Source organism: Brenneria goodwinii (assembly GCF_002291445.1).
Classification (GTDB): domain Bacteria; phylum Pseudomonadota; class Gammaproteobacteria; order Enterobacterales; family Enterobacteriaceae; genus Brenneria; species Brenneria goodwinii.
The window spans coordinates 3,248,241-3,270,801 of sequence record NZ_CP014137.1 but is presented as its reverse complement, the minus strand read 5'-3'; the positions used below and the strand labels follow the sequence as shown (position 1 = coordinate 3,270,801).

Below are 22,561 nucleotides of genomic sequence, written 5' to 3'. Positions count from 1 at the left end.
GTCAATTTTCAGTTAGATTTAGAACACAAACAGCAGCGAAGACTTCACATGCCGCACCCCGCATGTTATATCAATAATATGTTGTAGGACAACTTATATGCGATAGGCTTCATGAGCATTAAATCAATCCAGAAACACAATGTGGTCAATGCCGTTTATGAGCAGATTAAGGAAAAACTGCTGGATGGCAGTTGGCCGCCGGGCTGTAAACTCCCCTCTGAGTCTGAACTTACGGCCTCATTCAACGTTAGCCGTGTCAGCATCCGCAGCGCAGTACAGCGATTACGCGATCTGGGTATTGTGATTACCCAACAGGGGAAAGGCAGTTTCGTTACCAAAAATCTCAATTACCATAGTTTGTTCAATGAACAGCAGCCGATCATGCATCTCAGCAGAGAAGAGTTTCATGACATGATGGTATTTCGTCAAACCGTTGAATTCAAATGCATGGAGTTAGCGGTTCAGAATGCCACCGCAGAGGATATTGCGGCGCTGGAACAGGCATTGAATCGTATGCTGATAAACAAAGACGATTATAAAAAATATTCCCAGGCCGATTTCGATTTTCACTTGGCTATCGCGAAAGCTTCTCAGAATAAAGTTTTTTATAATGTGATGAATTCCATTAAGGATATTTACTACTATTATTTGGAAGAATTGAATCGCGCGCTCGGTATCTCACTTGAGAGCGTCGAGGCTCACATCAAGGTATTTATGGCGATTAAGAACCGCGACTCTTCAACGGCTGTCGCGGTGCTTGATGAGGCGATGTCAGAGAATGTGACAGCAATTGAAAAGCTGAAGCAGCAGGAATCAGATGCCGCCGAATGAGTGTTTGAAAATGGCTGCTTAGCAACCATTGCTTGACCGCTTAAGGACGAGACGCCGTACCATCCGGGGTGCGGGCATTTGTCCAGGACGGAATACCGCCAATACAAGGATATTGCGCAGCCTTATTCTCATCGATATCGATTCCCAATCCAGGACGTTCACTCAGATAGGCATAGCCTTGCTCTATCTCTGGGCAACCGGGAAAGACCTCACGCAACGCCTCGTTCATCGGCGTGTATTCCTGAATGCCAAAATTGGTTACGCTCAAATCCAGATGCAGGTTGGCGCAAACACCTACCGGTGAGATATCTCCGGGGCCGTGCCAGGCTGTTCGCACGCCATGAATTTCACTGAACGTTGCCAGTTTCTTCGCTGGCGTAATACCGCCTATTGTGCTGACGTGGCAGCGAATATAGTCAATCAGATTATTGGCGATCAGCGGTTTCCAGTCATTGATATTAGTAAATAGCTCTCCCATCGAAATCGGTGTGGAGGACTGTTGGCGCAGCATCTTCAACCAGTCGATATTTTCAGGCGCTACCGGGTCTTCGAGGTAAAATAATTGATATTGTTCCAATGTTTTTGCCAATTGGATAGCGGCAATCGGCGTCACACGCTCATGGACATCATGGATGAACTCGATTCCAAAGCCGAGTTTGTTGCGCAGATGTTCGAATAAACGCGGAACGCTCTTCACATAGGCTTCCGGATCGAAATAGATACCCGGCGTGCTGCTGCGCGGAGAACGCTTAGGCAGGATGTTTTTCGCCCGTGCCAACTGGGTGGCTATCAGTTTCAGATCGTCGGTACCCGCCCCGCCATACATACCCATCTGGCAACGGACATACTGATATCCCTCTTCCATGCGGGCACGGACATTGTCTTCGACTTCAAACTCGTCGCCACCATCGGTATGAACATACAATGGAATGCCATCACGACATTTGCCGCCAAGCAGCTCATAGACCGGCATCCCGGCCAGTTTGCCTTTGATGTCCCACAGCGCCATGTCCACGCCCGATAGCGCATTATTCATAATCGGGCCGCTGCGCCAGTAACCACTTACGCAGGCAGACTGCCAGATATCCTCAATACGCGTTGGATCCTTACCGATCAGGAAAGGCGTCATATATTCATCAATAGCCGTTTTAACCGCATGAATGCGCTGGGTAAAGGTCGCGCAGCCCAGCCCATAAAGACCCGGTTGGCTGGTTTCAACCTTCACTACCGCCAGGTCAATACCGCCTGGCGCTGTCAGGATGGTCTTCACCGCGGTAATCTTTATATTACTCACAGTAACTCCTTATTTTTAAAGTTAAATATTATATTTCATTGTCCAGTGCGCAGTTGTATGTCCGGCTTTCCACCAACAACCAACGTCTCGCTATTTTTGTTGTAATGTTAGCAGTCGTCCTACAAGTTGGATTTAGTTATATCATTGTTCAATCAATTGTTGAAGAAGCTTTTAAGTATTATGTCTTTTCATTTGAAATGAAAAATAACTTATTAAAATCAAAATATTAATTTAATATTTTTAATGCAGACAAAGAAGTGTAAGTTAGTTTTGTGATCGGTTCTGCAAAATTAACCGATGTCTGTTGATTTAAAAGTAATCGTAGAACAAGTTAAATATGAGTGATGTCATACAAGTAAATGGCGTTCATCTCTCTTAATGATAAAAATGAGGATTTTCTATGTCTGCTCTGTTCGATTTGACTGGAAAAACGGCACTGGTCACGGGATCCGCTCGTGGTCTGGGTTTGGCCTATGCTGAAGGGCTAGCCACTGCCGGCGCCCGTGTGATCTTAAACGACATACGTGAAACGTTACTGGATGAATCAGTACAAAAACTGCGCGAGAAAGGGTATCAGGCTCATAGCATAGCCTTTGATGTCACCAGCGAAGATGCAGTAGAAAGTGCGTTTGTCGCGCTGGAGCAGCAAGGTCTGCAAGTAGACATTCTGATCAATAACGCCGGTATTCAATATCGCAAACCGATGGTCGATCTGGAGCTGGAACAATGGCAACGTGTGATTGATACCAACCTGACCAGCACATTTATTGTTTCACGAGCTGCGGCAAAACGTATGATTGCTCGGGGAAAGGGCGGGAAAATCATCAATATTGGTTCACTAACCAGTCAGGCTGCCCGTCCTACTGTCGCGCCTTATACCGCAGCAAAAGGAGGGATTAAATTGCTCACCTGCTCCATGGCCGCGGAATGGGCGGAGTTTAATATTCAGACCAACGCGATTGGCCCTGGTTACATCCTTACCGACATGAACACGGCGCTGATTGAAAATCAGGAGTTTGACGCCTGGGTGAAAGCCAGCAACCCCTCTAAACGATGGGGTCATCCGGAAGAGTTGATCGGTACGGCGATTTATCTGTCCTCATCCGCTTCGGACTATGTGAATGGACAGATCGTCTATGTTGATGGTGGGTGGCTGGCCGTATTGTAATTTTGCCTCTGGTAACGAGGGCGCGATTTCCTGTCCCCGCACCGGCGGCACCAATAACGATAACAAATACCTCTGACCGATAATAAATACGGAGTCTACTATGCCATTTCAACCGTTTGTCGGATTAAAGAAAACCGGATTGATCGCTGCGATTACTTTCTGTTGCGTGACCTTTGCTCAGATGGGTAGTGCTCAGACCGTAAAAACAGCCCGGTTGGGACACAGCTTTACCGATCATCATCCGCGTGGCATTGCCATGCAGAAATTTGCCGATGAAGTCAATAAAGCCACCAATGGCGAAATTAAAATTGATGTTTTCGGTTCTGCTTCGCTGGGATCGGAGCAACAGATGTTGCAGGCTACCCAGAGCAACGTACAACAATTTTATCTGGGATCCGTTTCGCCGTTGGCCGGCCGACAAAAAACGTTGCAGATTTTCGACTTTCCTTTCTTATTCCAAAATCATGACGAAGTCGCCAACGTCCTGGATGGTCCCGTTGGACAGGAGATGCTGAAGAATCTGTCGAAACTCAGGCTGTATGGATTAACGTGGAGCGGCGGTGCATTTCGTGACCTGGCTAACAATAAACATGCGGTGAATACCATGGCCGATATGAAAGGGCTGAAGATTCGCGTGATGCCGACGAAAGTGGCGATCGACAGTTTCCAGATTATCGGTATGAATCCGGTTCCTCTTTCTTATACCGAAGTTTTTACGGCGTTGGAAACAGGGGTACTGGATGGGCATGAGCATCCGGTAGTTGATATGTACCAGAACAAAGTATATGAGGTCGAAAAATATTTTACCGTTACTCGTCATGTCTACACCCCGGTAGTGCTGGTAGTGGCGGAGAAATGGTTTGATGCGCTTACTCCTCAGCAGAAGGATATTATTCATAAAGTTGCTCAGGAAACTCAGGTATTTCAACGAGCTGAAGAAATACGCCAGGCTGACGATGCAGTTAATCAACTGGAACAGGCTGGTATGCAAATAAGCGTTCTTCCGCCAGAAGAACTGGATAAAATTCGTACCGTTGTTAAGCCGGTTATCGAAAAACATACCGATATTATCGGCGCTGATTTTGTCAAAAAATTTATTGATGAGATAGAGAGAGTTCGCCAGCAGACAGTACAATAAAGTGAGTGGCTAAAAATTTTTTACTGTGGTCCGGCGGCGGTGTGCCGGACCTTAATACATAGAAGATAAATATTTCTGTACTGATAGCCGTGCTGGTAACGAGGAATATATGGCTTATATCATAAATAAATTATTCAGATTAGTGGATATTATCTTGGTGATATGCATCATCAGTATGGTGGTGATGGTTTTTGGCAATGTGGTTATGCGGTATGGTTTTCATTCCGGTTTTCCTGTGTCTGACGAACTATCTCGGTTCTGCTTTTTCTGGGTGATTTTTTTAGGTGTTATTAGTACATCGCGCGATCAGCGTCATTTAAGTGTGGATACCGTACAGCAGCTATTACCCCGATTATCTCGGAAAATATGCTGGGGGATAACGCAACTACTGGTTATGGTTTGCTGTGTACTGATGTTTTATGGTTTCTGGTTACAACATGAATTATTTGTCGACGATCCTGCTCCGGTCAGCGGTATTCCGCTACTGTTAGTCTATGGGGTGATTTATATTTCATCAGGAAGTATGGCGTTAATATATATTTATAATATTTTTCGATTATTTATGAATAAAGTCAGTGAGGATGAGTACTCAATGGCGCCCGGTGGGAAAAAGAAATCCGAAGAGATAGATGCTGAAATAGAATAATTCGGTGTGATTCGCCATATGCCACCATATTAGACTGTCAGTTATTTAGGATAAAATATGATTATAACCCTATTTATTATCATCCTGTTAGGTTCTCTGGCATTAGGCGTTCCAGTGGCATTCGCACTGTTGCTCAGTGGTGTGGTGTTAATGGTGTCCCAAGGGATGTTTGATCCACAAATTATTATTCAAACCATTATTCCTGGCGCTGATAATTTTGCATTGCTGGCGATCCCTTTTTTCCTGCTGGCCGGTGAGTTTATGCTGGCGGGCGGATTGTCAAAGCGTATTGTCAATCTGGCGGTGGCTTGGGTCGGCCATGTTCCCGGCGGGCTTGGTTATGTGGTCATTTTCGCCGCACTGATCATGGCTAGCCTGTCCGGGTCGGCAGTGGCCGACACTGCCGCGCTGGCTGCCATGCTATTACCGATGATGCGGGCGGGGGGTTATGATCTGGGGCGTTCTGCTGGTTTGCTGGGCGCTGGCGGTGTTATTGCCCCGGTGTTGCCGCCGTCAGTCGGGTTAATTTTATTTGGAATTATTGGCAACGTTTCTATTACGAAGTTATTTATGGCCGGTATTGTGCCCGGTTTATTAATGGCTCTTTCTCTGGTAGTGACCTGGTATATCTTGATGGGGCGTACTGATAAAATAGGTCAGTTGAAGGTTTTTCCGAAAGTCAGTTTACGTGAACGTTGGCATGAAACACGTCGCAGTGTCTGGGCGCTAATGCTGCCAGTGATTATTATTGTCGGTTTGAGAATGGGGCTATTTACACCGACAGAAGCTGCGGTTGTTGCCGCCATTTATTCGCTTTTTGTCGGCGTCGTGATTTACCGGGAAATAAAGTTACGTCATATTTTTGAATTGTGTCTGAATGCCGCAAAATTAACCGCGGTGATTATGCTGATGGTTGCTGCCGCAATGCTATCCGCTTATATGATCACCGTTGCCAATATTCCGGCGGAATTCGCCGATATGCTACGTCCTTTTAGTGATAAGCCGATGGTGATGCTGCTGATCATGATGGTGATTATCATCATCATCGGAATGTTTATGGATTTCACGCCAACCATTCTGATTCTCACCCCAGTATTATTGCCAGTTGTGGTACAGGCTGGTATTGATCCTGTCTATTTCGGCGTATTGTTTATTATGAATAACGCGATTGGATTATTAACACCGCCAGCCGGGAATGTACTAAATGTGGTCAGGGGAATTGCCGGACTTTCTATGAATCAGGCTCTGGTGGGGGTGTGGCCGTTTGTTCTGGCTCAGTTCGTCGTATTATTTCTACTGGTGCTTTTCCCGCAGTTGGTTATGGTGCCGCTGGCATGGTTAACAAACTGATAATAATAGAATGGCCGTTTTACGATAAATTAATAAAATTATTCAGTGGTATTTATTATTTGATTATTGCTAACACCAGGGTTTATTTTTTAGTAAGTTGATGATGGTTTCAAACGCCGGATGATCAGTTCGTGCCAGGAAAAATGAGTCTGGTTCGTTTTTGAACAGCACCGGCGTTGGCCCATCAGGGAGATCCCTACGGATGGGGTGTGGCGTAGCGCTAATGGGCGCGCAGCTCCGTAAGGAATTTCCGCGCCCGGTCGCTCTGCGGATTGGAGAAAAATTCATCCGGGGTCGAGGTTTCGACCAGGCATCCGTTATCCATAAATAAGACGCGATCGGCCACTTCACGGGCGAAATTCATTTCGTGCGTGACGCACATCATGGTCATTCCCTCCCTGGCCAGGCTTTTCATTACCTGTAACACTTCGCCGACCATTTCCGGGTCCAGTGCGCTGGTCGGTTCGTCGAACAGCATGGCGGGCGGATCCATCGCCAAAGCGCGAGCGATCGCCACCCGCTGCTGTTGCCCTCCGGAGAGCTGGCCCGGATAAGCGTCAATTTTGGCCGCCAGCCCCACTCGGTCGAGTAACGCTTTCGCCCGTTCCCGCGCTTCGCTTTTCTTTTTCTTCAGTACGTTGATCGGCGCCAGCATAATATTCTCCGCCACCGACAGATGGGGAAAAAGATTAAAGCTCTGGAACACAAATCCGACATGGCTGCGGAACTTGTTCAGATCCAATGCCGGCGAATGAATGTCTTGCCCGTCAAATTGTATCGACCCTTGCTGTATATCCTCCAGACGATTTACCGTCCGGATCAGCGTCGATTTTCCCGACCCCGAAGGGCCGCAAACAACCACCACCTCGCCTTTGGATATGTGTGCCGTTACATCGTTCAGCGCATGATAATCCCCATACCATTTATTGACTGACTTAAAGACAATCATCGGTACTTTGCGTGTTGTGTTATTGGTCATAATAAGATTCCCTGGTGTGGAATTCATTGTCCATTCAGCTTGAGGCCGAAGTGGATAATTCAGTAATTATTGTATTTTTCTCGCCGGCGCGTTTTTTATTGATGCGCCTTTCTACGTAACGAGCTAATTGTGTTAATGAAAAACAAAGTAAAAAATAAATAACGGTCAGAATCAGGAACACTTCGAACGGTTTGGTCAGAAGCGTACTGTTAATTTGGTTAGCGGCGAACGTCAGTTCATTCACGCTGATGACATAGCCCAGAGAGGTCTCTTTTATGGTCGAAACAAACTGGCTAATCATGGCTGGCATCATGTTGTAGAGCGCCTGCGGCAGGATCACTTTTACGGTGGTCTGCATATAGCTCAGTCCTACCGCGCGCGCGGCTTCAGTCTGCCCCTTGGGCAGCCCGGCGATCCCGGCGCGAATGATCTCCGCAAGATAGGCTGCCTGATAAATCACCAGCGTCACCAGCATGGTGGTGAAACCATTCACCGTCTGGCCGATTAACAGCGGAACGAAAAAGTAAACCCAAAAAATCAGCATAACCAATGGGATACCGCGAACGGCGTAAACCAGTACGGTAGCCGGTACGCGCAGCCAGCGAAACGGGCTGACGCGAGCCAGGGCAATCGCTACGCTTAATGGGAACGCGAGCAGCAGACCGAAGATGGAAAGCAAAAAGGTAATCGCCAGTCCGCCAAGCGGGCCATGAGGATATTGGCCCACCAGCAGCAACAGCCAGTTATCTTTAAAAATTAATAGGATATCGCTCATTCCTACCTCGCTTTAATCCGATAACGCTGTTCGAGCACGGACCCGGTGAACATGATGAGCAAAGAGGCAAGCAAGTACAGAGCGGTCACCACCGCGTAAATTTCGGCGGTATGAAATGTCTGGCTCTCAATTTCTCTCGCTACATAGGTCAGTTCCGCAACGCCAACGGTCATTGCCAGGCTGGTATTCTTGAACAGCAGTACGGTATGGTTGATTAATGTCGGTAGAGCGACTCGTACCGCTTGTGGAAAGACAACCAGGCGGAACGCTTGTACATACCCCAGCCCCAACGCCCGAGAGGCTTCAATCTGTGACCGGGGTATGGTCCGAATCCCTGCGCGAAGATCCTCCGATATGTAAGCGCCCATGCAGAGCCCGACGGCAATAAACGCAAACAGGAATTCGCTGTTATGCGTATTCGTCCAGGCTTGCACCTCTTCAGGAAATAACGTGGGAATGCCGAAATACCAAAGGAAAATCTGCACCAGCATAGGGACGTTCTGATGAAACTCAACATAGCAGGCCACCAGCATTTTCCCCACACGGCTATTGCTCATGCGGATCAGGGCGAGCAATGTCCCCACCACCAGAGAAATTACCCATGCCAATGCGGTCAGTTCAACGGTTGTAATGACGCCCTGGAGTATCCAGTGCGGATACTCGCCTTGTGTCAATACTGAGAAATCTAATTGGGTTCCCATTGAATCTCCTGATATGTTTTCTCTTTCCTATCAACCTTTTATCGGAGCGATAGTGAAGCCGCGCTGCAGACCGTAAGAGGTTTCCTCTCCCAGCCATTTATCGAAGATCTGCTGCGCTTCACCCGATTTTTCCATCGCTTGCAAGGTGCTGTTGACCTGATCGATCAATGCGGTTTCGCCTTTCTTCATGCCGACGCCCCATGCTTCGGTCATTAAAGCCGGTTCGAGGATGGCGATCGGCGAACTGCTTTCGACCTGTTTTTTGAATTTCATCAGCATAATTTCCGAGACGGCGAAACCTTCTACTTTACCCTGCTGCATGGCGAGAAACGCGGCGGGAGGATCCTGGAAGGTGATGACTCTGGCGCTGGGTAAACGGCTTTTCACCGCGGCTTCGGAGGTTGAGCCTTTGGGCGCGCTCACGCGTTTACCTTCAAGATCGTCCAGCGTTTTGAATCCCTGGCTGGCCTTGGCCGCGACTTTCTGCAGGCTGGCATAATAACTATCGCTATAGACGATTTGTTGCGCACGTTCCGGCGTCCAGCCGAGATTGGCTACCAGCAGGTCGACGCGGCCCTGCTGCAATTCGGGAATGCGCGCGGCGACGGAAATCAGTTTGAGCTCTGGTTTAACACCCAGACTCTTGGCGATGGCGTTGCAAAAATCCACGTCATATCCCTGGATTTCCCGGGTTTGAGGATTAGGAAAGCTAAATGGCTCGGCGGTACCCAAAGTGCCGCATACCAGCGTTCCTTTAGTTTTGATATCGGAAAGCTGGTCGGCGTGGGCCGATGTTCCTGCCAGAAAAGACATCACAACAGCGCCCAATGTGGCTAGTAATGTTTTACGCATTGTCGTTCCCCTTGTTTACAAACGTTCTATATAAAATTGCTGGAAGTAATAAGGTGGAGGCAATACGTCTCACCTTACTGTGTGCCTGTCGAAATAAAAATATGTATGTTGGTCGTCACTATTCATGTCGTTCCGTTGGGGCGTCAGGGGGCCCAGAGATATTGGCGTCCGCTTACAGAACATAAAATTAATGTGCTCATCAATAGGTTGTGAAAGGCTCAACAGAAGCAAATCACGATGAATATTAGTAATAGACCATTTATCGTGGCAAAAAAAGTGATTTTTTATGTTGGTTTAAAATTACTTTTCTTCATGATTCAGCGCGGAGATAACGGAAATGGCGAATATTCCGCCTGAGAGGGGATAAGTCATTTTATTTTGCGCCGTGGCGGGAGATATAGGATTTTAATATGCCATGGGTGAAATAGATGATGACTCAATTAAATTGAGCCATCATGCGAAGAATAATAACGGGGAATATAATGCGGCGTTTGAATATTAACGCATCACTTTAATTTAGCGAGCGCGTTCTTGATGCGGCGGCATCCTTCTTCAATAATTTCCAGCGAGCTGGCAAAGGAGATCCTGATGTAGGGCGACAGGCCGTAAGCTCGGCCGCCGACGGTCGCCACGCCGCCTTCCCGCAGTAAATACTGCACCACATCGTCATCGGAACTTATTTTCTCGCCTGCCGGCGTGATTTTCCCCAGCAATCCGGAGACGTTGGGAAATAAATAAAACGCACCGGACGGCGGCGTAAAATGTAGTCCGGGCACATCGCTCAATAGTTCCGATATCCGGTTGCGACGCTGCTGGTAAATTTCCAGCATGCGGCGGACCGGCGCCTGGTCGCCGGAAAGCGCGGCGGCGGCGGCGGCCTGACTGACAGAGCTGGGGCAGGTTGTTGTTTGGGAGATCAGTTTGCCGATCGCGGCAATCAGCCACTGCGGCCCGGCGCCATAGCCGAGGCGCCACCCGGTCATGGCGTAGCCTTTAGAAACGCCGTTAATGATCAACATACGATCTTTCAAATCCGGGGCGACCTTAGCCATGGAGATATGTTGATTACCTGGATAGACAAAATATTCATAGATTTCATCCAGCATGATGAGCACGTTGGGATATTTTCTTAACACCTCGGCAAGCGCGAGAAGTTCCTTCTCCGTATAGATCACGCCGCTTGGATTATTCGGGTAATTCAGTACCAGCCACTTGGTGTTGGGCGTTAGCGTTTTTTCCAGATCTTGCGGCATTAGCTTGAAGTTATCTTCTTCGCGGCCTTCAATAACGATAGGGAAGGCTTCGTTCAGGATCGCCAGGTCCGGATAGGATACCCAGTAGGGCGCATGGATGATCACTTCATCCTGTTCATTCAAGGTAGACGCGAAAGCATGAAAAATAATGTGTTTTCCGCCGCAGCCGCAGACAATCTCATCCGGGGAATAATCCAGTTGATTATCCCGGCTTAATTTTTCGCTGACCGCTTTTCTCAGCGTCAGGGTTCCACTGGCCGGCGTGTAGTGGGTTTCCCCGTTTTCCATGGCGGCGACCGCGGCGGCGATGATGTGCTCCGGCGTATCAAAGTCCGGCTCGCCAATGGTGAAATTAATAATATCCTTGCCTTCGGCGCGCAGTTTATTGACCAGATCGTTGGCGGCGATACTGGGCGATGGCTTGATGCGGTTCAGACGCCCGGATGTTTGTTTTTTATTCACCATGATTTAAGTAATCCTTTTTGTCTGAGTATGTGAGTGAACCAGGTTTGGTCTTCAGCGCCGGAGGCGATCTGTTGTTTGATGATTTCTTCTTTGGCCGCGTGTTCAGCGGCTAACGCCAGTAGCTCGTCGGCGAATTGGGGGGCGAAGCAGACAACGCCATTCTCATCGCCGACCACGATGTCGCCAGGATTGACGATCTGCCCGCCAACGCAGACCGGAATGTTGACTTCGCCCGGGCCGTCTTTGTAGGGGCCGCGATGGGTCACGCCTCTGGCATAGCAAGGCGTATCGGCGAAACTGGCGATATCCCGTATGGCGCCATCCACGATGAAGCCCACACAGCCGCGTCTTACCGACTCCAGTTTGATCAGCTCGCCGATTACCGCATTATTCAGATTGCCTTCGGCATCGATAACCAGCACGTGGCCGGGCTTGAGCATGGTCATGGCCTGATAGACGGCAAGGTTGTCTCCACCGCGGGATCTCACGGTGAGCGCAGTGCCGATGAGTTTTCCAGACTGGTTATAACGGGTGAGTCCGTTAATACCGATGCTGCGTGACAGATTGTCGCTGATATGCGGGGTGACGACATGGATGAAGGCGTCGCGTACTTTCTGGCTGACAGGCTGTGGCGCAGGGTTAATCACGCTTCCGGGTAAGTTCATTTTTCCCCTCTGAATCATAGTATTACATCTGCTTTTGATCGGTGGTTGGATGTACACAACAGCAATTGTGATACTACCCATAGTATTTGGAGAGTTTTAGCGATATTTTATGAATTAAATTCATCACTTTTGTTCATGAGATAGCGCTATGATCACCTTCAAGCAAATTGATGCGCTTTATTGGATCGTCACGTCAGGGAGTTTTGAAGCGGCCGCCAGTAAGCTCAATATGTCGCAGTCCGCTATTTCGAAGCGGATCCATGAACTTGAGGAATCCTTCAATATTGAAATTTTCGACAGAAGGAGCCGCAGCGCCCAACTGACGGAGAAGGGCCGGGAGCTGCTGGATTACTGTACCGATATTATTCACCGGCGCGATCAACTGCTGGAGAGAATCAGTGATAAACAGGTGCTGGTCAGCCGGTTACGCCTGGGGGTGACTGAATTGACGGCGATGACGTGGCTGCCGAGCCTGATCGAGTCGATCCGATCGGTATATCCCCGGGTGCGAATTGAGCCGTCAATCGAGCTGAGTTCGGTTTTATATGAAAATATTACCAATGACTTGCTGGATTTAATTATCGTTCCCGATATTTTCAATGACGTCCGGTTAATATCAGTACCGTTAAAAAGCGTTGAAAACGCGTGGATGTGTTCGCCTAAACTTATTCCCCAGGGTACGGAGCTGGATTTACTGGATATCCCCGACTATTCGTTTTTATTACAAGGCGCGCAGTCCGGCACCGGCCTGATTTACGAACGTTACTTTTCGAGCCGGGGTATTACGTTCAACAAAAATATTATCAGCAACAATTTGCTGGCGCAGATTGGATTGGCGATTTCAGGGATCGGCATCACCTACCTTCCAGTGAAATGTCTGAAATTTCTGGTGGATCAACAAAAGCTGGGGGTAATAAAGCTAAAGCCCGCGCCGCCTCTGGTACGTTATGCCGTTATGTACCGCACCGACCGAACCTTTGGCGTTGTTCCGGCTATCGCGGAAAAAGCCGCGGAGCTATGTGATTTCACGAAATTGCAGTTATCAAACGATGCTTAAACCGATGGCGGCGGACATCGTGTCGGCCTCTTCCTTATTATGCGGCCGTTAGCGGGAGGATGTTATCGCCCCGCCATGTTCGTCGGCGGGGCGATTTTTTTATGACAGGCATTTTCGCGCGTTTTACGTTGCTGCGCCTGCGTTCCCTGCGCGGCTCTATTCCGGCGCCATCGCGGCCTGGTCACGCTCAAAACGGATATCCCCGTTCTACAATCTCCAGCAGTTCGGTCATATACGGCGTAGCCGGCGTTTTCACCAATGCCGGGAAAAAGACCAGTGGCGATGGGAAAACATTCAGTACATGGCAATGTTGCAGTTTGCTGCTATCGACTTCCGAACTGGGGAGCAACGTAGCGGCCTCAAGCCCTGACTCCAGCCAATCGAGGATAACGCCGGGCTGCGTGATATGCATCAGCACATTGGGGTTAACGCCGCCTTTGCGGAAAAGGTCGAGCAAGATTTCATAAACACCGGAATCACGGGAGCGATGCAGCAATATCAGCGGGAGTTGACCAAGTTCGAGGTAAGGGAAGGGGTTGTCCGGCGGGATCGGCATGATTTTTTTACTCACCACGGCAACCAGCGGTACCGGGTTAAATGTCATCGAGTCATAACCCTCATTATGATAAGGTCTTTGAATCAATGCGACGTCAATTAACTTATCATTCAGGCTGGATTCAAGATTACTGGAATCAGAAACCATCACGTTAATTTCCGCATGAGGACAGCGCCGATGCAATTCTAAAAATAGTGGCTTGAAATAAGACTGAAATAAGTGCGTTAAACCAATGCGCAATATGTAACGTTCACTATTGGCAATCTGGATCGTTTCCCTTGCCGTATCTTCAACCTCCCTTAATAGTTTACATGCTTTACGATAAAGGAAATAACCGGCATCCGTTGTCTCAATCCGATTCCCCTTGCGCATAAATAGTGAGACATTGAGTTCCTCTTCCAATTCTTGAATACGTTTACTCAACGGCGGTTGCGCCATATTCAGCAACTGGGCCGCTTTGCTGAAAGAGCTCTGTTCTACTACTTTGCAAAAATATCTTAGCCTTTTCAAATCCATAAAGATTTTTCCACCCAACCATCCCACGCTGATGACAATCATCAGGGTATATGGATCGTTATCTTATTCTCTCATACGGCGGCAGCAAGTCTCTAACTGATAACGGCGGGTGCTGCATGTTTAATTATGCTTTCCGTATCGGGGATTTGTTGCTATTTTGTGAAAACGAGCGTCTAGGAATTTAAATCCATTGGCCGCCATCGCCTTCTCTGATCTCACCTCGTTTCTCATTACACTTTATTGATCTGTTCTTTATAACCTAAACGGTATTTGCCGCTCCCTGCTGAAGAATATATTTTCTACTCAGCGACAATGCGCTCTTTAATTAACGGAAAATACTGAAGAATCCCTTTATTTTTCAGCCATGTGAATTCACTTTGATTGCATGGTGTCAAGGCGGGATATCTGAGGAAGAAATAACATGATCAAGACAGCGAAAAATAACGTTTATGATTTACGCTCTGCGCTGGAGTTATTGAAAACCCTGCCGGGCGAGTACGTTGAAACCGATGTGGAAGTGGATCCGCACGCGGAGTTGTCCGGCATTTATCGTTATGTGGGCGCCGGCGGAACATGCCAACGGCCAACCCGTAAAAACGGCCCGGTAATGGTCTTTAATAAAATCAAAAATTTTAACGACATCAGCGTGGCTATCGGCCTGAACGGTTCCCGTAAGCGTGTCGGCGAATTTCTGAATTGCCCTCCCGAAAGACTGGGGCACCTGTTGAAGGATTCTGTGAAAAATGCGATCCCGCCGGTTGTGGTTGAACCGGATAAAGCGACCTGCCGGGAAGTGGTGCATCTGGCGACCGATGCGGATTTCGATCTGCGAAAATTATTACCTGCGCCAACCAATACGGAAGAAGACGCCGGCCCTTATATCACCATGGGGCTGTGCTATGCCTCCGATCCGGAGACGCATGAGTCCGATATCACGATCCATCGTCTGTGTATCCAGAGCCGGGACGAACTCTCTATGTGGTTGACGCCGGGACGTCATATCGATGCTTTCCGCATGAAAGCGGAAGCGAAAGGCAAACCGCTGCCTATTTCTATCAGCATCGGCGTCGATCCCGCCATTGAAGTCGCCGCTTGCTTCGAACCACCGACGACGCCACTAGGATTTGATGAACTGAGTATTGCCGGCGCGCTGCGCGGTTATGCCGTTGAAATGACGAAATGCATCACGATCAATGAGAAGGCCATCGCTCATGCGGAGATCGTGATTGAAGGCGAATTGCTGCCCAATGTCCGCGTGCGCGAAGATCAGAATACCAATACCGGCAAGGCCATGCCGGAGTTCCCCGGTTATACCGGCGAAGCGAAAGAAGCGCTCCCCGTCATCAAGGTTAAAGCGGTTACCCATCGCCGCAATCCGATTTGGCGTACGACGGTCGGCCCCGGCGAAGAACATGTGAACATGGCGGGCATTCCGACGGAAGCCAGCATTTTGGATATGGTCGAACGCGCGATGCCGGGCAAACTGCTCAACGTTTTTGCCCATACCGCCGGCGGCGGCAAATTGCTGGCCGTCATGCAATTCAAAAAATCGTCCCCCGTGGATGAAGGGCGCCAGCGTCAGGCCGCGCTGCTGGCGTTCTCGGCCTTCTCGGAACTGAAGCACGTCATCCTGGTGGATGAAGATGTGGATATATTCGACAGCGACGACGTGATGTGGGCGATGCAAACCCGCTATCAGGGGGATGTCGACACCGTGTTTATCCCCGGCGTGCGCTGTCATCCGTTGGATCCTTCCCAGGTTCCGGCATACAGTCCGAGCATTTCGCAGCAAGGTATGTCGTGCAAGACCCTCTTTGATTGCACCGTGCCTTTCCATCTGAAGAGCCATTTTGAACGTTCGAAATTCAAAGAGGTGGACGTGAAGCGCTTTCTGCCGGACTTCGAATAAGGATTAGCAGAATGACCACACAACGTATCATCATCGGTATCAGCGGAGCGTCCGGGTTTCAGTATGGCGTGAAAGCCCTTGAGCTTTTACAGGGTAAAGGATTGGAAGTGCATCTTGTGGTATCCAAAGGCGCGGAGAAAACCTGTCAACTGGAAACCAACTACCGGCTGGACGAGGTGATGGCGATGGCGGATGTGGTGCATCCCATCGGAAACCTTGGCGCATCGCTATCCAGTGGTTCATTCAAAACTTTGGGCATGCTAGTTGCGCCCTGTTCCATGCGTACGCTGGCGGCCATCGCGTATTGTCTGACGGATAATCTGCTGACCCGCGCGGCGGATGTCGTGCTTAAGGAGCGCCGCAAGCTGGTGCTCCTGGCGCGAGAGACGCCGCTGAACCTGGGTCATATCCGTAACATGCAGGCGGTGACGGAAATGGGCGGCATTATTTTTCCTCCGGTTCCCGCGCTATACCAGCGTCCACAATCATTGGATGAGATCGTCTCCCACAGCGTTATCCGCGCGCTCGATCTCTTTGGTTTAGAGGTCGATAACATGCCCCGTTGGGGCGAAGGTAAGCTCGTTTATACCGCGTGATCGAGACGATCTAAATGAAGTCATTAAGGAAAAAAAGATGTTAATCGGTCCTTATGTTAATGGATTGGCCGTTGTTGTCGGCGGTCTGCTGGGGGCTCTCGCCGGCAGCAAAATCCCCGATCGCGTTAAATCCGCATTACCGTTGACCTTTGGCTTGTGCTCGGTAGGCCTTGGCATCAATTTGGTCATTAAAGTAAAATTTATGCCCGCCGTTGTGTTAGCTATGGTACTGGGGGCGGTTATTGGCGAATTGTTCTATGTTGAGAAGGGAATCGGGAAAGCGGCAGGCTCCACGCGCGGCGTGGTCAATAAGTTTCTTCCGCCCGTTCAAGGTATCACCCACGACGAATTCACCGAAAAATTCGTCGCTATTCTCGTGTTGTTCTGCGCAAGCGGGACTGGGATATTCGGTGCGATGCACGAGGGCATGACCGGCGATCCCTCTATACTTTATATCAAAACCGTATTGGATCTTTTTACCTCGGCGATTTTCGCCACGATGCTGGGCTACTCGGTGATGACGATTGGTCTTCCCTTGCTGCTTATTCAGTTGGGATTGGCCATGCTGGCGGTTTTCATTTTACCGATGACCACGCCCGATATGATGGCCGATTTTTCCTGCGCCGGCGGGTTGATCATGGTGGCTACGGGGTTGCGAATCTGTAATATCAAGCTGTTCCCGGTAGCGAACATGTTGCCTGGGCTGATACTGGTGATGCCTTTTTCGTACCTCTGGGCAATGCTGGTAGGATAACTCCATTAAGGCGCCCGGTTCGTCGTGCCGGGCTTATTGATGAGGATAATGACAAACCCGCTATCATCACTCCGCTTTCCTTGCGACGCGCAGGGCCGACTGGCCTTATTTTCCGACAGGTTCAAGAATAAAGACAAGAAAAAACCGCGGAGCTATATGATTTCACGAAATTGCAGTTATCAAACGATGCTTAAGCGGGGCGCTTCGTGTCGGGGCGGCCTGCTGCCAATTATATGAGCGTCGTCATGCTTATTATCATTGCGGATATGTTCATATATACCCGTCATACTTCACATTACCTGTGCGCCTTTCTGCAATTCGAATTATTTAAGCGATAGAAAAGGGGGGCTAAAGGGTTAATTTACTCTTTGTTATAGAAAAGCATCGGTAATCTTTAGTTAATGAAGGGTAAGAATTCTGTAAATCTGGCTGCTAAGATTGATGTCAGGCCTGAGAATGCACGATACATCCGCAAATGGAGACAGGATATGAAAATTTTACTGGTCGATGATGACGTAGAACTGGGGAATATGCTTTGCGAATACCTGAATGCCGAGGGATTTGCTACATCAAGGGTATTGACCGGCAAAGAAGGAATTGAAGGGGCGATGTCAGGGGAATACACCGCGATTATCCTGGATATCATGCTCCCCGACATGAGCGGTATCGATGTGTTGCGTCAGATCAGAAAGAATCAGCAGTTGCCGGTGATTATGCTGACGGCGAAAGGCGACAATATCGATCGCGTGATCGGCCTGGAAATGGGCGCCGATGACTACATGCCGAAGCCTTGTTATCCGCGGGAACTGGTTGCGCGGCTCAGGGCGGTTCTGCGTCGCTATGACGATCAGCCGAGTAAAAAACAAGATGACAGCGTCGCTTCGTATGGCGAGCTGGTGCTCAATCCGGCGACGCGCAGCAGCGAGTGGCGGGGACAGGCTTTTGATCTCACCGCATCCGAATTTAATTTGCTGGAATTGCTGTTGCGGGCTCCGGAACGGGTGGTTTCAAAAGATGAGCTATCGGAAAAATGCCTGGGGCGGCGGCGTGAGGCATACGATCGCAGCGTTGATGTGCACATCAGCAATATCCGTCAGAAACTCAGCGCGCTGGAAGGCAATACGATGACTATTGAAACCGTGCGCAGCGTGGGATACCGGATTCGTTGATGATGATACGCGGACGGCTTTTTTGGAAAATATTACTGGGATTCTGGCTGACGTTTATCATCATCTCGCAGCTTTTATGGCTCGCGTTTTCTTTATATGGCGAACCGCATAGATCCTCAATGGAGGAGACGGCGGTCACGCGTATCGTCACCATGCAGTCAAACATCGCTTTAGCCGTGTTGCAGCATGGGGGGATAGCTGAATGGCATTCCGTGACGGACCATTGGCCTGAAAAGGAGTGGAATTATATCTCGGTAACCACATCGCCGCAGCCGTTGCCCGAGCAGGAAATCGGGGGCGAACCCGTTCCAGGCGCGCAACCAGAGCCGGATGCCGATCGTCCACCCAGGCCCGCCCCCGGGTTTAATGAGTTTGCTACGGTCAATACGTTAAGGCAGGTTCAGGGGCCGCAAGGCGAATGGTATCAGGTGCGCTTCGATACCACGCAACTGCGTGAAGAGTTTCGTCCGCGTACCCGACCGCGGGAAATTCTCAATATCCCCACGCCTTTGTTCTTGATCGGCGGTTTTTGCGGATTACTTTTCAGTTGGTTATTGGCATGGAATCTGGCCCGGCCGCTCGATCAGCTGCGCGCGGGTTTGGGGCGGGTCGCGCAAGGCGATCTCGCCGTGCGTCTGCTGCCGCTGATGCGCAAGCGACATGATGAAATCAGTGAGGTAGCGCGAGACTTTGATTCCATGGTCGAAAGGCTGGATATACTCGTCAGTACCCGAGAACAACTGCTGCATGATGTTTCCCACGAATTGCGTTCTCCTTTGGCCCGTTTACAACTGGCGATCGGGCTGGCTCATCAGAATACCGAAAATACGGAAAGCTCACTGCAGAGAATCGAGCGTGAAGCCGCCCGTATGGATAAGATGATTGGCGAGTTGCTGGCGCTGTCACGTACCCAAAGTTCCGGTGTTGACGAAGAGTATTTTGATTTGCTGGGATTGGTAAAAGCGGTAGTCAATGATGCGCGTTACGAGGCGCAGATTCCCGGCGTTGACATCCTTTTTGAGGCGGATGAGAACCTGGATCATACGGTTAAGGGAAATGCGGAACTGATGCGCAGGGCGATTGATAATATCGTGCGTAACGCGCTGCGTTTTTCTTCACGGGCGCAGAAAGTGGATGTCTCGCTGAAGGGCGATGAGCGTGAATGGACGATACGAGTGGCCGATCAGGGACCCGGCGTAGAGAAAAGTAAGCTGTCCAGCATCTTTGATCCCTTTATCCGTATTGAATCGCCGCTTTCTGGTAAAGGGTACGGCCTGGGATTGGCTATTGCCCGTAAAGTGGTGTTGGCGCATGGCGGACACATCGAGGCCGAGAATGGCGAACAGGGCGGGTTGGTTATCTGCCTGTGCATTCCCCGTTGGCAGTAAATGGTCGTTGTCTCACGCGCGGCAGCCGCGTTGGATGCCAGATGATTCTCTCTGACGGCGGGAAATAAAAATCGCCGCTGGCGACGGCCCGGAGAGTGGGAGCACGCCATAAAAAACGGCACCTGGAAGGTGCCGCTTTTCGATCGTCGATAACGATGTGATTTATTTCTTAATACGGATAACCGGCGTTTCACCCACAACAACGGTACCGCTCAGCTTAATCAATTCCTTGATTTCATCCATATTGGAGATAACCACAGGGGTCAGAGTCGACTTGGCTTTTTCTTCCAACAAAGGCAGGTCAAACTCAATGACGACGTCGCCTTTCTTCACTCGCTGGCCTTCTTCAGCAATACGCTTGAAACCTTCACCTTTCAGTTCGACAGTATCGATACCGAAGTGAACGAACAACTCAATACCGCTATCAGACTCGATAGAAAAAGCATGGTTAGTTTCAAAAATTTTGCCGATAGTGCCATCTACCGGAGCGACGATTTTGTTACCCGTAGGTTTAATGGCGATACCGTCACCCACGATCTTTTCAGCAAACACGACATCAGGAACATCTTCAATATTGACGATTTCGCCAGACAGCGGAGCAATGATTTCAATGCTGCCGGTGTCTTTCTTATCGTCAGAAACCAGAGATTTTAATTTATCGAACAAACCCATGATCTTCTCCTAAGCGTTAATATTGGGTCAGCGTCAGTATAGCGGACTCAGCAGAGCGTTTTTTCCTTAATGAAGCGGCTCACCAGGTTGCTCAACTCTTGTGCTGTCGGTTGAGACAGCGCCTGTTCCGCCAGCGCCTTCGCATCTTCGTAATTCGCATTACGGATAATTTTCTTGATGCGTGGGATAGAGATTGCACTCATGCTGAATTCGTCCAGACCCATTCCCAATAACAGTAGTGTAGCACGTTCGTCGCCAGCGAGCTCACCACACATTCCTGTCCACTTACCTTCGGCATGGGATGCGTCAATCACCTGCTTAATCAGGGTCAATACTGCTGGAGACATCGGGTTATAGAGATGAGAAATCAGCTCATTACCCCGATCAACTGCCAGAGTATACTGGGTTAAGTCGTTTGTCCCAATACTAAAGAAGTCAACTTCCTTCGCTAAATGATGGGCGATGGTCGCCGCCGCCGGCGTTTCAACCATCACACCCACTTCAATGGATTCGTCGAATGCCTTACCTTCTTCTCTCAACTGCCCCTTCAACATCTCCAGTTCCGCCTTAAGCGTTTGTACTTCTTCAACAGAGATGATCATCGGGAACATGATGCGCAGCTTGCCAAATACGGAGGCGCGCAGGATGGCGCGTAGCTGGGCATGCAGAATTTCTTTGCGGTCCAGGCAGATACGAATGGCACGCCAGCCAAGGAACGGGTTCTCTTCCTTCGGCAGGTTCATATACGGGAGATCTTTGTCGCCGCCGATGTCCATGGTACGAACGATAACGGCCTGAGCGCCAACGGCTTCCGCGACGGCTTTATAAGCCTGGAACTGTTCTTCTTCGGTCGGCAGGGCGTCGCGATCCATAAACAGGAATTCGGTACGATACAGGCCTACGCCTTCCGCGCCATTACGTTCAGCGCCGGCAACATCGCGCACGGTGCCGATATTGGCGCACACTTCAACCTGATGGCCGTCCAGCGTGACCGCGGGCAGATCTTTCAGTTTGGCGAGTTCATACTTTTCGGTGTTGTACTGCTGTTGAACGGCTTTTAATTCTTCAATCACTTCGGGTGACGGATTCTGATAAATTTTGTTGTTAACCGCATCCAAAATCAGGAAGTCGCCGTTTTTAACCTGTTTGGTCGCATCGGTGGTGCCGACAATCGCCGGTAATTCCAGCGAGCGGGCCATGATGGAGGTGTGGGAAGTACGGCCGCCCAAGTCGGTAATGAAGCCAAGTACTTTATCCAGATTAAGCTGTGCGGTTTCTGACGGCGTCAGGTCGGTGGCGACCAGAATAACTTCGTTTTCGATATCGCCCAGATCGATAATCGTCATGCCAAGAATGTTTTTCAGCAGACGTTTGCCGATGTCACGCATGTCCGCCGCACGTTCTTTCAAATATTCATCGTCAAGTTCTTCGAGCGCTTTCGCCTGGTTTTCAATTACAGAAAACGCGGCCGCGTCGGCAGAAGCATGCTCTTCTTTAATCAGGGCTATGATTTCCTGCTCGAACTCTTCATCTTCCAGCAACATGATGTGGCCTTCGAAGATGGCTTCCTTCTCTGCGCCAAGCGTTTCGCCCGCTTTAATCTTGATGGCTTCCAGCTGTTTAGCGGCCTTGGCCCTGCCAGTCAGAAAACGTTCAACTTCTTGCTCTACTTGATCCGCAGAGATTTTTTTCCGGTTGATGACTATTTCATCTTCTTTCAGCAAGAGAGCCTTACCAAAAGCGATACCCGGTGATACTAATATGCCTGAAATCATAACCCTACCTTACTCGATTCTGATGTTCACTAAAAAGGCTTGTCTGTAAGGC

At 49.5% G+C, this 22,561-nt stretch carries 21 protein-coding genes; 11 read left to right on the top strand and 10 right to left on the bottom strand.

The window, feature by feature from the left end:
• The first annotated feature begins 111 nt into the window (after window positions 1-111).
• Window positions 112-831 carry a FadR/GntR family transcriptional regulator gene (locus tag ACN28R_RS14515; RefSeq protein WP_048636073.1) on the top strand — a complete coding sequence of 240 codons (720 nt, stop codon included), beginning with the start codon at window positions 112-114 and terminating at the stop codon, window positions 829-831.
• Between the two features lie 40 nt (window positions 832-871).
• Here the strand turns inward: ACN28R_RS14515 and ACN28R_RS14510 are convergent, their stop codons facing one another.
• Window positions 872-2,125, bottom strand: a complete 1,254-nt coding sequence (locus ACN28R_RS14510) for an enolase C-terminal domain-like protein (RefSeq protein ID WP_048636072.1) — start codon at window positions 2,123-2,125, stop codon at window positions 872-874.
• Between the two features lie 400 nt (window positions 2,126-2,525).
• Between ACN28R_RS14510 and ACN28R_RS14505 the strand changes: the two genes are divergently transcribed.
• From ACN28R_RS14505 to ACN28R_RS14490, 4 genes are all read left to right on the top strand, one after another.
• Window positions 2,526-3,293 carry an SDR family oxidoreductase gene (locus tag ACN28R_RS14505; protein WP_048636071.1) on the top strand — a complete coding sequence of 256 codons (768 nt, stop codon included), beginning with the start codon at window positions 2,526-2,528 and terminating at the stop codon, window positions 3,291-3,293.
• A 100-nt stretch (window positions 3,294-3,393) separates the two neighbouring features.
• Entirely contained in the window at window positions 3,394-4,431 is a 1,038-nt protein-coding gene (locus ACN28R_RS14500) for a DctP family TRAP transporter solute-binding subunit (protein WP_236840141.1), read from the top strand.
• A 109-nt stretch (window positions 4,432-4,540) separates the two neighbouring features.
• The gene (locus ACN28R_RS14495; protein ID WP_095834773.1) at window positions 4,541-5,077 is read left to right on the top strand and encodes a TRAP transporter small permease; all 537 of its coding nucleotides are present in this window, start codon (window positions 4,541-4,543) and stop codon (window positions 5,075-5,077) included.
• Window positions 5,078-5,134: 57 nt separating this feature from the next.
• Entirely contained in the window at window positions 5,135-6,427 is a 1,293-nt protein-coding gene (locus ACN28R_RS14490) for a TRAP transporter large permease subunit (protein WP_095834772.1), read from the top strand.
• 220 nt (window positions 6,428-6,647) lie between these two features.
• Here the strand turns inward: ACN28R_RS14490 and ACN28R_RS14485 are convergent, their stop codons facing one another.
• From ACN28R_RS14485 to ACN28R_RS14460, 6 genes are all read right to left on the bottom strand, one after another.
• Window positions 6,648-7,406 carry an amino acid ABC transporter ATP-binding protein gene (locus tag ACN28R_RS14485; RefSeq protein ID WP_269430050.1) on the bottom strand — a complete coding sequence of 253 codons (759 nt, stop codon included), beginning with the start codon at window positions 7,404-7,406 and terminating at the stop codon, window positions 6,648-6,650.
• 34 nt (window positions 7,407-7,440) lie between these two features.
• The gene (locus tag ACN28R_RS14480) at window positions 7,441-8,181 is read right to left on the bottom strand and encodes an amino acid ABC transporter permease (protein WP_048636068.1); all 741 of its coding nucleotides are present in this window, start codon (window positions 8,179-8,181) and stop codon (window positions 7,441-7,443) included.
• 2 nt (window positions 8,182-8,183) lie between these two features.
• Window positions 8,184-8,882, bottom strand: coding sequence for an amino acid ABC transporter permease (locus ACN28R_RS14475; RefSeq protein WP_095834771.1), 699 nt, complete (start codon window positions 8,880-8,882; stop codon window positions 8,184-8,186).
• 30 nt (window positions 8,883-8,912) lie between these two features.
• Window positions 8,913-9,734 (bottom strand): ABC transporter substrate-binding protein, encoded by an 822-nt coding sequence (locus tag ACN28R_RS14470; protein ID WP_048636066.1) that lies wholly within the window; start codon window positions 9,732-9,734, stop codon window positions 8,913-8,915.
• A 506-nt stretch (window positions 9,735-10,240) separates the two neighbouring features.
• Window positions 10,241-11,452, bottom strand: coding sequence for an aminotransferase class I/II-fold pyridoxal phosphate-dependent enzyme (locus ACN28R_RS14465; protein ID WP_095834770.1), 1,212 nt, complete (start codon window positions 11,450-11,452; stop codon window positions 10,241-10,243).
• Window positions 11,446-12,117, bottom strand: a complete 672-nt coding sequence (locus ACN28R_RS14460; RefSeq protein ID WP_095834769.1) for an RraA family protein — start codon at window positions 12,115-12,117, stop codon at window positions 11,446-11,448. The genes ACN28R_RS14465 and ACN28R_RS14460 overlap by 7 nt, the downstream gene beginning before the upstream one ends.
• Before the next feature lie 148 nt (window positions 12,118-12,265).
• Between ACN28R_RS14460 and ACN28R_RS14455 the strand changes: the two genes are divergently transcribed.
• Window positions 12,266-13,174: a LysR family transcriptional regulator gene (locus tag ACN28R_RS14455; RefSeq protein WP_048636063.1), complete on the top strand. Its 909-nt coding sequence runs from the start codon at window positions 12,266-12,268 to the stop codon at window positions 13,172-13,174.
• A gap of 187 nt (window positions 13,175-13,361) precedes the next feature.
• Here the strand turns inward: ACN28R_RS14455 and ACN28R_RS14450 are convergent, their stop codons facing one another.
• The gene (locus tag ACN28R_RS14450; protein WP_095835811.1) at window positions 13,362-14,246 is read right to left on the bottom strand and encodes a LysR family transcriptional regulator; all 885 of its coding nucleotides are present in this window, start codon (window positions 14,244-14,246) and stop codon (window positions 13,362-13,364) included.
• Window positions 14,247-14,667: 421 nt separating this feature from the next.
• Here ACN28R_RS14450 and ACN28R_RS14445 point away from each other — a divergent pair, with 421 nt between their 5' ends.
• The 5 genes from ACN28R_RS14445 (at window position 14,668) to ACN28R_RS14425 (ending at window position 20,062) form a co-directional block, all read left to right on the top strand.
• On the top strand, window positions 14,668-16,155 hold the full coding sequence (locus ACN28R_RS14445; protein ID WP_095834768.1) for a UbiD family decarboxylase: 1,488 nt from the start codon (window positions 14,668-14,670) through the stop codon (window positions 16,153-16,155).
• 11 nt (window positions 16,156-16,166) lie between these two features.
• A complete protein-coding gene (locus ACN28R_RS14440; RefSeq protein ID WP_095834767.1) occupies window positions 16,167-16,751 on the top strand; it encodes a UbiX family flavin prenyltransferase in 585 nt (194 codons plus the stop codon).
• Between the two features lie 37 nt (window positions 16,752-16,788).
• Window positions 16,789-17,505 (top strand): DUF554 domain-containing protein, encoded by a 717-nt coding sequence (locus ACN28R_RS14435; protein WP_048636060.1) that lies wholly within the window; start codon window positions 16,789-16,791, stop codon window positions 17,503-17,505.
• Window positions 17,506-17,993: 488 nt separating this feature from the next.
• The gene (locus ACN28R_RS14430; RefSeq protein WP_048636059.1) at window positions 17,994-18,674 is read left to right on the top strand and encodes a response regulator transcription factor; all 681 of its coding nucleotides are present in this window, start codon (window positions 17,994-17,996) and stop codon (window positions 18,672-18,674) included.
• Window positions 18,674-20,062, top strand: a complete 1,389-nt coding sequence (locus ACN28R_RS14425) for an ATP-binding protein (RefSeq protein ID WP_095834766.1) — start codon at window positions 18,674-18,676, stop codon at window positions 20,060-20,062. Before ACN28R_RS14430 ends, ACN28R_RS14425 begins: the two co-directional genes overlap by 1 nt.
• Window positions 20,063-20,224: 162 nt before the next feature.
• Here ACN28R_RS14425 and crr read toward each other — a convergent pair whose 3' ends face one another.
• Together crr and ptsI are read right to left on the bottom strand one after the other, a co-directional pair.
• Complete coding sequence (crr, locus tag ACN28R_RS14420; protein ID WP_048636057.1) at window positions 20,225-20,734, bottom strand: PTS glucose transporter subunit IIA; 510 nt, start codon at window positions 20,732-20,734, stop codon at window positions 20,225-20,227.
• A gap of 47 nt (window positions 20,735-20,781) precedes the next feature.
• Window positions 20,782-22,509: a phosphoenolpyruvate-protein phosphotransferase PtsI gene (ptsI, locus tag ACN28R_RS14415; protein ID WP_095834765.1), complete on the bottom strand. Its 1,728-nt coding sequence runs from the start codon at window positions 22,507-22,509 to the stop codon at window positions 20,782-20,784.
• Window positions 22,510-22,561: the final 52 nt, after the last annotated feature.

What these genes read in the sequence shown, in the direction of transcription:
- ACN28R_RS14445 (WP_095834768.1), top strand. Translation starts at nt 14,668, where the DNA reads ATGATCAAGACAGCGAAAAATAACGTTTATGATTTACGCTCTGCGCTG.
- ACN28R_RS14450 (WP_095835811.1), bottom strand. Translation starts at nt 14,246, where the DNA reads ATGGATTTGAAAAGGCTAAGATATTTTTGCAAAGTAGTAGAACAGAGC.
- ACN28R_RS14435 (WP_048636060.1), top strand. Translation starts at nt 16,789, where the DNA reads ATGTTAATCGGTCCTTATGTTAATGGATTGGCCGTTGTTGTCGGCGGT.
- ACN28R_RS14480 (WP_048636068.1), bottom strand. Translation starts at nt 8,181, where the DNA reads ATGAGCGATATCCTATTAATTTTTAAAGATAACTGGCTGTTGCTGCTG.
- ACN28R_RS14495 (WP_095834773.1), top strand. Translation starts at nt 4,541, where the DNA reads ATGGCTTATATCATAAATAAATTATTCAGATTAGTGGATATTATCTTG.
- ACN28R_RS14500 (WP_236840141.1), top strand. Translation starts at nt 3,394, where the DNA reads ATGCCATTTCAACCGTTTGTCGGATTAAAGAAAACCGGATTGATCGCT.
- ACN28R_RS14485 (WP_269430050.1), bottom strand. Translation starts at nt 7,406, where the DNA reads ATGACCAATAACACAACACGCAAAGTACCGATGATTGTCTTTAAGTCA.
- ACN28R_RS14430 (WP_048636059.1), top strand. Translation starts at nt 17,994, where the DNA reads ATGAAAATTTTACTGGTCGATGATGACGTAGAACTGGGGAATATGCTT.
- ACN28R_RS14490 (WP_095834772.1), top strand. Translation starts at nt 5,135, where the DNA reads ATGATTATAACCCTATTTATTATCATCCTGTTAGGTTCTCTGGCATTA.
- ACN28R_RS14455 (WP_048636063.1), top strand. Translation starts at nt 12,266, where the DNA reads ATGATCACCTTCAAGCAAATTGATGCGCTTTATTGGATCGTCACGTCA.
- ACN28R_RS14515 (WP_048636073.1), top strand. Translation starts at nt 112, where the DNA reads ATGAGCATTAAATCAATCCAGAAACACAATGTGGTCAATGCCGTTTAT.
- ACN28R_RS14505 (WP_048636071.1), top strand. Translation starts at nt 2,526, where the DNA reads ATGTCTGCTCTGTTCGATTTGACTGGAAAAACGGCACTGGTCACGGGA.
- ACN28R_RS14475 (WP_095834771.1), bottom strand. Translation starts at nt 8,882, where the DNA reads ATGGGAACCCAATTAGATTTCTCAGTATTGACACAAGGCGAGTATCCG.
- ACN28R_RS14440 (WP_095834767.1), top strand. Translation starts at nt 16,167, where the DNA reads ATGACCACACAACGTATCATCATCGGTATCAGCGGAGCGTCCGGGTTT.
- ACN28R_RS14425 (WP_095834766.1), top strand. Translation starts at nt 18,674, where the DNA reads ATGATGATACGCGGACGGCTTTTTTGGAAAATATTACTGGGATTCTGG.
- ACN28R_RS14470 (WP_048636066.1), bottom strand. Translation starts at nt 9,734, where the DNA reads ATGCGTAAAACATTACTAGCCACATTGGGCGCTGTTGTGATGTCTTTT.
- ACN28R_RS14460 (WP_095834769.1), bottom strand. Translation starts at nt 12,117, where the DNA reads ATGAACTTACCCGGAAGCGTGATTAACCCTGCGCCACAGCCTGTCAGC.
- ptsI (WP_095834765.1), bottom strand. Translation starts at nt 22,509, where the DNA reads ATGATTTCAGGCATATTAGTATCACCGGGTATCGCTTTTGGTAAGGCT.
- ACN28R_RS14465 (WP_095834770.1), bottom strand. Translation starts at nt 11,452, where the DNA reads ATGGTGAATAAAAAACAAACATCCGGGCGTCTGAACCGCATCAAGCCA.
- crr (WP_048636057.1), bottom strand. Translation starts at nt 20,734, where the DNA reads ATGGGTTTGTTCGATAAATTAAAATCTCTGGTTTCTGACGATAAGAAA.